Origin of the sequence: Vibrio methylphosphonaticus, from assembly GCF_023634655.1 — a bacterium.
GTDB lineage: Bacteria > Pseudomonadota > Gammaproteobacteria > Enterobacterales > Vibrionaceae > Vibrio > Vibrio methylphosphonaticus.
In genome coordinates, this window is record NZ_JAMKMS010000009.1 from 35944 (window position 1) to 48494 (window position 12551).

The window sequence follows — 12551 nt, forward strand, 5'->3', positions numbered from 1 at the left end:
GCTTTGTTCCTACCTCAGTTGTATTTAGATAGGGATGTTATGAATTATATGACTTATGGTTATTGGATGTTAACATCGGCATTAGTATTCTCATTGTTATATATTATGCATGATGATAGAGTGATGTTAGTATTGGCCGTCTTAGCCGGAGTTTTTATAGTTTTTTTTGGAAGTAGATTTGCGTCTGTGTGCTTTGTGTTCGGCTCTTTTGCTTTATACATCTATATGAAAGGGATTACAAAAATTGCGGTTGTGACTATTATTGCTGTTTTAGTTACTACCTCTGTGATTGCAATTAATCTTGAGAATGTGCTTCTTTTTATACTTAGCATTACGGAGCTCTTCGACTTACAACCGACAAGTCTATACCGACTACTGAAGATGGTTAGTAGTGATAGTTTAGCTATAAGTACAGGACGCGATTCTCTTTATACCATCAGCTTAGAAGTCATAAAAAACAACCCATTTGGAGTTGGCGTTTATGGTTACTACAAAGATCTACTACAAGGAAACTTTGGTCTCTTTCGCTATCCGCACAACATTTTTATTCAATTAGTATTGGAGTTTGGAATTTTTGGTGGAGTTGGCATCATTATATCTATCATAATGCTTATATATTTTAACCTGAAGTATATAGAACCTTCCAGTGGCTGGCTCTTTGTATTATTATTAATGATTAATACAAAATTACTTGTGACAGGCTCATATCTATGGGAAATGTCATTTTGGATGTTTATAGTTATAGGTGCTACAAATATCATGGTTTATAAAAAAGAACGTAGACAGAGGATTTAGATGGACTTGACGAAGAACCTTATTAAGTTCTTGGTAGCTTTTATTGTGTTTATTTTTAGAAAGGCTTTTTCTAAAAATAATGTCGATTTATGGTTGATTGGAGAGCGAAGAAGTGAAGCTAAAGATAATGGATATCACTTATTTCGTTATATTCGTAATAATTACCCAGAGAAAAACATATATTACGTTATCGAAAGAAAATCAACTCAAAAAACTAAAGTTGATGCTTTAGGGAAAGTAATTGAATTTAATAGTCTAAAGCATTATGTTCTTTTTTTTGAGGCAGAAAAGTTAATATTACCATTTGAAAAAAGTACTTTCCCTGACTTCATTTTAATCTGGTATGCATATAGAATGAAACTATTGAGAAAGAAAACTGCTTTCATACAGCATGGTGTTACTAAAGAAAAGCAAGTTCACTACGCTTATAATAATCGGTTTAAGTTTGATCTTTTTGTTTGCGCTGCTGAAGAAGAGTGTGCATTCGTGCAAAATGAGTTGGATTATCCATCTACGGTTGCACGTAAAATTGGGTTTGCGAGACATGATAATCTTCCCATCGGAGCGGGAAAGGAAAATATTATCTTCTTTATGCCTACATGGAGGTCATGGATTTCAGATTATACTGAAGAAGAGTTTTTGAAATCTGAATATTACAATAATATATATAGGTTTCTAAACAGTTCAGATTTAGATGTTCTCTTAGAAAAACATGACATGACGGTCTACTTATATTTGCATGACATTTTCCAAGATAAGTTTAGCCATCTTTTTTCTTTAAAGTACAGTCGTGTAATTGTCGCAAATAAGCAAGACTATGATGTTCAAGATTTGATGATAAGGGCTAAGATCTTAATAACTGATTTTTCTAGTGTCGCTTTTGACTTTGCATATATGGAAAAACCGGTTTTTTACTATCAGTTTGATCAGAATGAATATAACGCTAGGCATTTTCTTAAAGGTTACTTTGATTATTATAGGGATGGATTTGGGCCTGTCCATGTAGATTCTTTTGAGCTAATCGAGGATTTGAAATTGACACTATCTCAACAAGCTATCAGCGACAGGGAGTATATAAATAGGTCTAGATTTTTTTTTGGCGAGAAAGACTCAAATAATTGTGAAAGAAATTATAAGGCCATAGATGGAATTTAGTATTATAATACCGGCTTACAACATAGAACTTTTTATAGTGAGAGCTTTAGACTCGATTAAGAATCAAGTGTTGTTGCCAGAAGTGTTTGAAGTTATCATTATTGATGACGGTTCGACTGATGATACTTTAAATGTGATTAATAACTATCGAAGAAAAAATTCAAGTTTGAATATTAAAGTAATATCTCAGGAAAATCAGGGGGTTTCCGCAGCTAGAAACAATGGAATAAAACATGCGAAAGGAGAGCTTATCTATTTTTTGGATGGTGATGATTATATATCGTATGATTTTTTTTCACATGTCATGAACGCCTATGATAAAAGTACGGAACTGTATATTACTAGCTACACTAAGGTGATGGGGTCTAAAAAGATTTCTTTCATTAACAAGGTTATAGATGTAAGGGCACCTAAAGTTATAATAGAATATATAGTGGGAAAAATTTATTTGAATATGTGTGTTTTAATATTTCGGCGAGATATTATTGAACGACTAGAGTTAGGTTTTGATGAAGGCACTCATTATGGTGAAGACTTAGAGTTTTATCATAAATATATGTTTTCAATAAATAACATATCTGTTGTTCCTGATGCGATGTTCAACTATGTTTTTCGAACTGACTCTGCTGTTAATTCTAAGGTTGGCTTAGAACGTGCTCAAGCAATTTCTGCGTTACTTCGAGTCAACGATTTTATTACTTCGAGAGATTTTTCATGTAAATTAAAATCCAGCTATTACAGGCAGTATATTCCAGAGCATATCCTTAAGGTTATATACAACCTTGTACGAGAAGGTTGTTTTCATGAGGCAATATCTATTTCAAAGAATAAAACATATAACAGATTACTTAAAAAATCCAAATTAACAGGCAGGCAAATGTTAAAGTCATGGTTTGCTTCATGCTGTCCTCATGCTTTTGTGTTTGTTTTGATTTTACTTATAAATTTTCGTACAGTGAGGCGTCGTTACTATGAGAGGTAAAGTTTTAATAGTTTATCATTACTTCGCTCATTATAGATCCCCTGTTTTGAATAGTATTAACGAGTTACTGTCACCTAAATATGAAGTTTACTTCTCAGCGGATGACCTAGCGAATGAACCTGCGCTTGTTACAATGGAGTTTGGAGAGAATTTAACATTCTGCCCTTTGAAAAATATTTGGCTTGGTAAGTGGTTGTGGCAAAAAAAATTATACTCAACGATCAAGAGAATTAAACCTACGCATATAATATTTTTAGGGCAATTTAGCTATATATCTACAGTTATCTTTTCTTTATATTTTAGAAGCCAAGGTGTCAAGATTTTGTACTGGGGGCATGGGTATTACGGTAATGAGAAAGGAATTAAAAAGTTATTAAGAATGAATTTTAATAAGATACCGGACCTATTCCTAGTATATGGTGATTATGCTCGTTCGTTAATGATAGAGTCTGGTTTAAGTAAAGAAAAGATTGCCGTAATATATAATAGCCTAGACTACGATAAACACAAGGAGATACGTGATACTCTTACATGTAAAGATAGAGTAATGGTTATTAATGAACTTTTTGAAAGTAATGAAAGTTTAAGCACTGGTATTTTTGTCGGTAGGCTCACGTCGGTAAAGAATCTCTGTATGATTGTTGATAGTATTGCCTTGCTTAGAGATAGAGGGGTTTTAATTAACTTTATTTTTGTTGGTACGGGGCCAGAGAAAGAAAAACTTGAAGACCTAGTGAAATATAAAGATTTGAATGATCAGGTTATATTTATAGGTGAGTGTTATGACGAGAATAAATTGGGACTACTTATTTATTCTAGTGACTTCTGTGTGTCTCCTGGAAATGTGGGATTGACCGCTATACATTGCCTTTCTTATGGGACCCCTGTTATTACACATAATAATTTTTGCAGGCAGATGCCAGAGTTTGAAGCGATACAACCTGGTATTACCGGAGATTTCTTTGAATATAATTCACTGGAATCACTTACGAGCACTATTGAAAAATGGTCTTACAACACTATAGAACAAAAAGAAAGTATTTCCCAGCACGCGGTTAACACAATTGAGTGCTATTACAACCCAGAAGCGCAAGCAAGAATAATACTTCGTGAACTTGAGCAATTACACTGAGTCCTCGTATGAAAAATAAATACTTTTATCGTGTAACAGATGGAGCTTTAACTTTATTTCGTATGCTTCAAAAGAAGATTATCTGCTTCTACCTGAGACTTGATAACATTGGAGATACATCTAGAATCGTGCTTCCATGTTATATTTCCAAAGATTTTGTTTTAGGTGAATATTCTTTCATAAACAAAAACTCTTTCATTGCTAGTCATGTTGAATGTGGTAATTATGTAATGTTCGGTCCTAATGTTACAGTGGCTGGCAATGATCACAATTACAATATCCCCGAGATGCCTACTATATTTTCGGGTCGACCAAAGACACAGAAGACAAAAATTGGTCACGATGTTTGGATAGGTGCAAACAGTACTGTAAAGGCTGGGGTCACAATCGGTAATGGGGCCATTATTGCTATGGGAAGTTTAGTATTAGCAGATGTACCAGATTATGCCATTGTTGGCGGTGTGCCCGCGAGATTGATCAAGAAACGCTTCGACTCGCACAAAGAAATTGACAAACACGAAAAAGTCTTAAGCTTATCACCACAAAGATTTGGTGATTACTGTAGGAATGAATAAGTCTGTTTTACTCTTTATTTGGAAAGACTATGTTTAAAAATAAAATATTACTGATAACAGGTGGCACTGGCTCCTTCGGGAATGCTGTATTGGACCGATTCCTTGAAACTGATATCGCAGAAATCCGAATTTTCTCTCGTGACGAAAAAAAACAAGATGATATGCGAAAGAAATACAACTCATTTAAGCTTAAGTTTTATATCGGTGACGTTCGAGACTATCAAAGCGTGAATAATGCGATGCGTGGTGTCGACTACATCTATCACGCAGCTGCACTTAAGCAAGTACCTTCTTGCGAATTCTATCCACTAGAAGCCGTGAAAACCAACGTGCTTGGTACAGAAAACGTGCTTGAAGCCGCGATTCAAAACAATGTAGAGCGTGTAGTGTGCCTAAGCACTGATAAAGCCGTCTATCCAATCAATGCAATGGGCATCTCTAAAGCGATGATGGAAAAAGTTATCGCGGCCAAGAGTCGTAATCTAGAGCACACCAACACCACTATTTGTGCTACGCGGTATGGTAACGTAATGGCGTCGCGCGGTTCGGTAATTCCACTGTTTCTACGTCAGATTTTCAGTTATGAGCCGATTACCATCACGGACCCGAATATGACGCGTTTTATGATGACATTAGACGATGCGGTTGACTTAGTGATTCATGCATTCGAGCACGGCGCTAACGGTGATATCTTCGTGCAAAAGGCGCCAGCAGCAACCATCCGAACCCTAGTAGATGCGCTGCTTCAGATTGCCGACAAACCGGAGCATACGGTAAATGTCATTGGTACTCGTCACGGGGAGAAGTTGTATGAAGCACTGTGCAGTCGTGAAGAGATGTTTGTGGCTGAAGACCAAGGCCAATACTATCGTATTCCATCGGACAACAGAGACCTGAACTATTCAAAATTCAACGAAGAGGGTGAGGAGGACCTGTCTGCGGTTGAAGACTATAACTCACACAATACCGATCGCTTAGATACTGAGGGTATGGTTGAACTTCTTCGTAAACTTAATTTCATTCGTGAGATTGAAGCGGGTAGCACAGTGGTACCAGAGGGTGTATAAATGAACATTGTAGTGACCGGTGCCAAAGGCTTTATTGGTAAAAACTTGTGCGTGATGTTGTCAGAAAAAGGGTACGACTCTGTCACTCAGATTGACCGAGATACCCCTCAAGTAGATATCGAGAGAGCACTTTCGACGGCCGACTTTGTTTTTCATCTTGCTGGTATTAACCGTCCAAAAGATGAGTCTGAGTTCGTCACTGGCAACACGAACTTTACTGAGAACGTTGTCAATCAACTGAAAGCGAACGGTCGCAATACTGCCATCATGCTGAGTTCTTCGATTCAAGCGAGTTTGAACAACGCGTATGGTGCGAGTAAAGCGCAAGCAGAGGAGCTTATTGAGGCGTATGGTCTTGATATGGAGGCGAGCACATTCATCTATCGTTTCCCAAACGTGTTTGGTAAATGGTGCCGACCGAACTATAACTCGTTCGTGGCCACGTTCTGTCACAACATTGTGAACGATATCGACATCAATATTCATGACCCAAGTTTGCCTGTGACCTTGGTGTATATTGACGATGTGTGTCAGGCGCTGGTGGATTTGCTTGATGCCCAGTCAGAGAGTGGATTCAAACAAGTCCCGGTTGAATACAACACAACCGTAGGTGAGGTGGCTGACCTCCTTGCTGCATTCAAAGCCAGTCGCAATAATCTGATTACGGAGTGTGTGGGTTCAGGTTTGACTCGCGCGCTGTACTCTACTTACCTGAGTTACTTCGTACCTTCTAAGTTCCATTACACCTTGCCAAAATATGGTGATGAGCGTGGGGTCTTTTGCGAGATGCTGAAGACCAAAGATTCGGGTCAGCTCTCGTTCTTTACCGCCCATAAAGGAATTACACGCGGCGGTCATTATCACCACTCTAAAAATGAGAAGTTTTTGGTGATTAAAGGTGAGGCGGTGTTTAAGTTTGAGCATGTCGTTACTGGCGAGCGTTATGAACTCACGGTGAGCTCTGATGAACCCACTGTGGTGGAAACAGTGCCAGGTTGGAGTCACGACGTTACCAATATTGGCGAAGAAGAATTGATTGTGATGCTGTGGGCTAACGAGATATTCGACAGAAACGCGCCGGATACCATTACGAGACCACTGTAATCGAGACGAGAACAAGAATGAATAAATTTAAAATTATGTCGGTAGTAGGCACGCGTCCAGAGATTATCAGATTGTCACGTGTATTGGCGAAACTGGACGAGCATTGTGAGCACATTTTGGTTCACACTGGTCAAAACTACGATTATGAATTGAACGAAGTGTTCTTTAGTGACCTTGGCGTTCGCAAACCAGATTACTTCTTGAACGCTGCGGGTAAGAATGCGGCTGAGACCATTGGCCAGGTGATTATCAAGGTTGATGAGGTCTTGGAGCAGGTGGCACCAAGTGCTATGCTTGTCTTAGGTGATACGAACTCGTGTATCTCTGTGATTCCGGCGAAACGTCGCAAAGTGCCAATCTTTCATATGGAAGCGGGTAACCGTTGCTTCGACCAACGCGTACCGGAAGAGACTAACCGTAAGATTGTTGACCATACGGCGGACATTAACCTCACTTACAGTACCATTGCGCGTGACTATCTGATTGCTGAAGGTTTGCCTGCGGACCGCGTTATCAAGACTGGCAGCCCGATGTTTGAGGTATTAAACCACTACATGCCAAAGATTGATAGTTCTGACGTATTAGTGCGTTTGGGGTTGCAGAAAGGCCACTTCTTCGTGGTCAGTGCGCATCGTGAAGAAAACGTAGATTCCCCGAAGCAATTACTTAAACTAGCGGAGACGCTAAACACTGTGGCAGCGCACTATGACTTGCCGGTTATCGTATCAACGCATCCTCGCACGCGTAATCGCATTGAAGCGCAAGGGTTGGAATTTCACTCTAACATTCAGCTTCTTAAGCCACTCGGCTTCCATGATTATAACCACCTTCAAAAGAACGCCAAGGCGGTCTTGTCTGACAGTGGCACCATTAATGAAGAGTCCTCAATTATGAACTTCCCAGCATTGAACCTTCGTGAAGCACACGAGCGCCCAGAGGGCATGGAAGAGGCTTTTGTTATGATGGTGGGTCTTGAGGTTGAACGCGTTTTGCAAGGATTAGCGATACTCGAGTCACAACCGAGTGGAGAAGAGCGTTTGCTCAGAGAAGTGTATGACTACTCAATGCCAAATGTGTCGGATAAGGTGGTTCGAATCGTTCATTCTTATACTGATTATGTTAATCGAGTTGTATGGAAGAAATATCAATGAGACTAGTCTTTGTTATTGATGACTATATGCCAGATAGCACAAGAGTCGGCGCTAAGATGTTTCATGAATTAGCATGTTATTATTTATCTATAGGTCACCAGGTTACTGTTATAACTCCTTCCGCTAATATACGGGAGAAGATAGAGTTTTTGGAAGTTGATGGTGTAAAAGTCTGGCGTTACAAAAGTGGATTAATTAAAAGTAATTCAAAATTTAAGCGCGCTATTAATGAGTCGCTGCTATCTTTTCGCGCTTGGTATTCAGTGTCTGAGTATATTGGAAGAGATAGTTTTGATGCGGTTGTATATTATTCGCCATCAATATTTTTAGGTGGTTTAGTTTCGAAAATAAAAAAACGTTGTGAGTGCAAAGCATACTTAGTACTTCGAGACCAATTTCCACAATGGGCTATTGATGTCGGTATCCTTAAGAAAGGCTCTGTAATTGAACGTTATTTTAGAGTTTTTGAAAAGCAAACTTACAATTGTTCAGATACTATCGGTTTGATGTCAAAGGGTAATCAGAAAGTATTTAATGATACCACCAAGTCTAAATATCAAACGATGGTCTGTAGGAACTGGTCTGACTTGACGCCCTATGCTTCAGAAGGTGAATGTAAGACTCATAGGGATCTTTTAAAACTAGTCGGAAAAACGATTTATTTTTACGGTGGGAATATAGGTTATAATCAAGATATGGAAAATTTGATGAGGTTAGTTAGAAAAATGAAACCTCACAAAGATGCTCATTTTTTATTTGTTGGTCAAGGTGATGAGGTAGATCTAATACTTGACTTGGCAAATAAATGGAATTTGGATAACTTCACATATTTGCCATCGGTAGATCAAATGGAGTTTAAGAGGTTGTTAACTGAAATAGATGTTGGGCTGTTTTCACTTTCATCGCTACATACATCGCACAATTTTCCTGGTAAATTACTCGGTTATATGGTCGAATCAATACCGATATTAGGTAGTATAAACCCTAATAATGATCTTACGGAAATAATTAATGAGAATAAATCAGGCTTAATCACAATTAATGGAGAGGATGACCTTCTTTACAAGAATGCGCTTGCTTTGTTACATGATAGAGAATTTAGAAAGAAACTAGGTGATAATGCCAATAGGTTATTAAAAGATGAATTTTCTGTCCAAACGGTAGGTGATCAAATACTCGCAAGCATTAATTTTTCAGGATAAAAAATGAGAATAATAATCATAACCCAAGATGATCCTTTTTACCTTTCGACGAATATCAATTACCTATTGAATGAATTAGGGAAAGAGCATCAAGTAGTAGGATGTGTTGTATCCTCTGTTTCTCCATTTGGTAAAAAAGAAAGCCTCACCCAGAAGGCATTGAAAACATTAAGAATATTCGGCGTTGAATTTTTCATTCGTTATGCTTTAAGATATATAATTTCCAAAGTTAATCCCAGCAACAATATTCGCAGTGTATTAAGTAAACATAATGTTCCAGAAATTGTCTTAAATGGTTCAATCAACTCACAAGAGTCATTAAATAAATTGAGAGATAACCGTCCTGACCTGTTGATCTCTATTGCTGGTAACGAGATTTTTAAAATACCTTTGATAAATTTGGCACCGAAAGGTTGCCTTAACCTGCACACAGCCTTGTTGCCTAAGTATAGGGGGTTGATGCCGAGTTTCTGGGTTCTGAAAAACCAAGAAGAATATTCTGGTGTTTCAGTGTTCTTTGTTGATGAAGGCATTGACAGCGGTCCTATCCTTGTTCAAAAAAAGTTTTCTCTGAAAGGACTAAGTCAAGAAAAGCTAATCAGATACAGCAAAAAGTTGGGTATGGATGCTATAGTTGAAGCTGTTGATAAAATAAGTGCGGACAGTCTTGATACAATACCTAATTCCGATTTTGAACAGTCTTATTATGGTTTTCCAACGTCAAAAGATGTTGAAGAATTTAGGAGAGTAGGAGGGAGGTTTTACTAGTGAAAGTACTAACTTTTGATATAGAAGATTGGTTCCACATACTTGATAACCCTTCCACGAAAGAAATAGATCAATGGAAAAAGTTTGAATCAAGATTGTCTCTCAGTGTAGATAGAATACTGAATGCACTTGAAGATAGGGATCAAAAAGCAACTTTTTTTATTTTGGGATGGGTAGCAGAACAGCACCCCGAAGTAGTTCATAGAATTATTGATAGTGGACATGAAATTGGTACACATTCATACGGGCACCAGCTCGCTTACAATCAATCTAGACAAGAGTTTGGAGAGGATTTAGGAAAATCAATCGCAATTCTAGAAAATATTTCGGGTGAAAAAGTTAAAGCTTATCGTGCCCCTGGTTTCTCAATTGTTAAAAACAATACTTGGGCGTTTGAAATTTTGGTTGAAAACGGGATTGAAGTAGATAGTAGTATTTTTCCCGCGAACCGTTCCCATGGGGGATTACCAGACTTTGAAAGTAGTGAACCATGTATTGGTTCAGTTTTTAATAAGGAGTTAAAGCTATTCCCTATTAATTCTAAATCTTTCTTAGGACGTTCCTTTATCTATTCGGGTGGAGGGTATTTCAGACTTTTTCCTGAGAAGTTTCTTCGCTATTGTTTTTCGCATGATGATTATATAATGACTTACTTCCACCCTAGGGACTTTGATCCAGAGCAACCCGTGCTTGAAGGACTTAATTTCCTTAGGCGCTTCAAGAGTTACGTGGGTCTGAATGGTGCTTTAGCTAAATTGGAATTAATTTTGGATGAGAATGAATTTGTTTCACTTGATAAAGCTGTTGATACTGTAGATTGGACGAGTGTTAAGAAGTATCAATTCAAATAATGTTACTAATTCAGACCTGATGTGACAGTTACCATTTTTCGACTTGGTGTAGTTTTGTTGTTTAAATCAATGGAACTAAATGAAGAAACTACGATCTGATCTGGCTACACCCTTTAATCGTTGTAGCCTCATGCCTAATCCTCGCTACAAAACAACCAACTGGAAATAGTTCCACAAAGCGCTAATCAACCGTGGCTCTCTGATCTTCTGGATTGATGAGGAAACGATAACCGATTGGAAGCAAAACAAACAAGGTAAGCGTGGCAGGGCAGGGGAAATTCATGTACATGCCCAAGTACAAAGGATTCGAGGCGTATTGAGCTCTCAATTTTTAAGAGAAATTCTCTTTTCAAATTATATTCCTTAACAGTTTGGATAATTCATTAATGAAAATTACCATTGCAGGCACAGGCTACGTAGGCCTGTCTAATGCGATGCTTCTTGCTCAGCACTGTGAAGTGGTGGCGCTGGATGTGATCGCAGAAAAAGTTGAGATGCTCAACAATAAACAGTCCCCGATTGTGGATGCAGAAATAGAAGCATTTTTAGAAGAAAAAACGCTAAATTTTACTGCCACGCTCGATAAAGCACAGGCATACGATAATGCGGATTATGTGATCATCGCAACACCAACGGATTACGATCCTGAAACGAACTATTTCAACACCAAGTCCGTAGAGTCAGTGATTGCTGATGTACTTGAGTTGAACCCAGCTGCGACGATGATTATCAAATCGACAGTGCCCGTCGGCTTTACTCAATCAGTACGTGAAAAGTTTGATACGCAGAACATCATTTTCTCTCCAGAGTTTTTGCGTGAAGGTACGGCGCTTTTCGATAACCTTCACCCATCTCGTATTATTGTCGGTGAGCGCAGTGAACGAGCAGAAGTGTTTGCTAACCTGTTGGTGCAAGGCGCAGAGAAAGAAAATATCGACGTATTGTTTACGGATTCAACAGAAGCCGAAGCCATTAAGCTGTTTTCAAACACCTATCTTGCTATGCGTGTTGCATACTTTAATGAGTTGGATACCTATGCAGAGTCACACGGCTTAGATAGCCGTCAAATTATAGAAGGCGTCGGTTTAGATCCTCGTATTGGTGGTCATTACAATAATCCATCGTTTGGTTATGGTGGCTACTGCCTACCTAAGGACACCAAGCAATTGCTTGCCAATTACCAAGAAGTGCCGAATAACCTTATTCGCGCCATCGTGGATGCGAATACAACCCGTAAAGATTTCATTGCTGATAGCGTGCTGAAACGTAACCCTAAAACCGTCGGTATTTATCGTCTAATCATGAAGTCTGGTTCAGATAACTTCCGAGCGTCAAGCATCCAGGGCATTATGAAGCGCCTTAAAGCGAAGGGTATTGAAGTGGTGGTCTACGAACCCGTACTTAAAGAGAGGGAATTCTTTCATTCAGAGGTGTTGACTGATCTTGCTGAGTTTAAATCTCGGTCTGACGTGATTGTCTCTAACCGAATGGACAAGGCGCTTCTTGACGTTGAAAGCAAAGTTTATACCCGTGATTTGTTTAACGGTGATAAGTAACACGGTCATTGACTGCGGCTGTAGAATCAAAGTACAAAACTTAACTTATTAATGAAAGAGCAGCGGCGTATTACTCCGTTGCTCTTTTTGTATGAATCAAAGGTCAATGAATAAGACCTATTTAGAATTATGGACAACGTCTTTTATGATTAATGAATATACAGGACACCCATATATTTGACGCCCTCCCAATCCCCAACTAGGCTTACTTTA

12 protein-coding genes and 1 pseudogene are annotated in these 12551 nt (G+C 38.5%); all 13 read left to right on the forward strand.

Going from position 1 to position 12551, the window contains the following annotated elements; all coding sequences use genetic code 11:
• The first annotated feature begins 39 nt into the window (after positions 1–39).
• A complete protein-coding gene (locus M9196_RS12070; RefSeq protein WP_250617790.1) occupies positions 40–795 on the forward strand; it encodes an O-antigen ligase family protein in 756 nt (251 codons plus the stop codon).
• A complete protein-coding gene (locus M9196_RS12075) occupies positions 796–1950 on the forward strand; it encodes a CDP-glycerol glycerophosphotransferase family protein (RefSeq protein ID WP_250617791.1) in 1155 nt (384 codons plus the stop codon).
• Positions 1940–2932, forward strand: a complete 993-nt coding sequence (locus M9196_RS12080; protein WP_250617792.1) for a glycosyltransferase family 2 protein — start codon at positions 1940–1942, stop codon at positions 2930–2932. The genes M9196_RS12075 and M9196_RS12080 overlap by 11 nt, the downstream gene beginning before the upstream one ends.
• Positions 2922–4064 (forward strand): glycosyltransferase, encoded by a 1143-nt coding sequence (locus M9196_RS12085; protein WP_250617793.1) that lies wholly within the window; start codon positions 2922–2924, stop codon positions 4062–4064. The genes M9196_RS12080 and M9196_RS12085 overlap by 11 nt, the downstream gene beginning before the upstream one ends.
• Before the next feature lie 8 nt (positions 4065–4072).
• Complete coding sequence (locus tag M9196_RS12090) at positions 4073–4639, forward strand: acyltransferase (RefSeq protein ID WP_250617794.1); 567 nt, start codon at positions 4073–4075, stop codon at positions 4637–4639.
• Positions 4640–4668: 29 nt separating this feature from the next.
• Positions 4669–5706 (forward strand): polysaccharide biosynthesis protein, encoded by a 1038-nt coding sequence (locus M9196_RS12095; protein ID WP_250617795.1) that lies wholly within the window; start codon positions 4669–4671, stop codon positions 5704–5706.
• Entirely contained in the window at positions 5707–6810 is a 1104-nt protein-coding gene (wbjC, locus tag M9196_RS12100; protein WP_250617796.1) for a UDP-2-acetamido-2,6-beta-L-arabino-hexul-4-ose reductase, read from the forward strand.
• 17 nt (positions 6811–6827) lie between these two features.
• Positions 6828–7961 carry a non-hydrolyzing UDP-N-acetylglucosamine 2-epimerase gene (wecB, locus tag M9196_RS12105; RefSeq protein ID WP_250617797.1) on the forward strand — a complete coding sequence of 378 codons (1134 nt, stop codon included), beginning with the start codon at positions 6828–6830 and terminating at the stop codon, positions 7959–7961.
• Positions 7943–9163 (forward strand): glycosyltransferase family 4 protein, encoded by a 1221-nt coding sequence (locus M9196_RS12110; protein WP_250617798.1) that lies wholly within the window; start codon positions 7943–7945, stop codon positions 9161–9163. Before wecB ends, M9196_RS12110 begins: the two co-directional genes overlap by 19 nt.
• Before the next feature lie 3 nt (positions 9164–9166).
• Positions 9167–9931, forward strand: a complete 765-nt coding sequence (locus M9196_RS12115; RefSeq protein WP_250617799.1) for a formyltransferase family protein — start codon at positions 9167–9169, stop codon at positions 9929–9931.
• Positions 9931–10782, forward strand: coding sequence for a polysaccharide deacetylase family protein (locus M9196_RS23630; protein WP_250617800.1), 852 nt, complete (start codon positions 9931–9933; stop codon positions 10780–10782). Before M9196_RS12115 ends, M9196_RS23630 begins: the two co-directional genes overlap by 1 nt.
• Before the next feature lie 130 nt (positions 10783–10912).
• A pseudogene (locus M9196_RS12125) lies at positions 10913–11050 on the forward strand (IS5/IS1182 family transposase); the annotation flags it as partial.
• A gap of 118 nt (positions 11051–11168) precedes the next feature.
• A complete protein-coding gene (locus tag M9196_RS12130; protein ID WP_250617801.1) occupies positions 11169–12338 on the forward strand; it encodes a nucleotide sugar dehydrogenase in 1170 nt (389 codons plus the stop codon).
• The last annotated feature ends 213 nt before the right edge of the window (positions 12339–12551 follow it).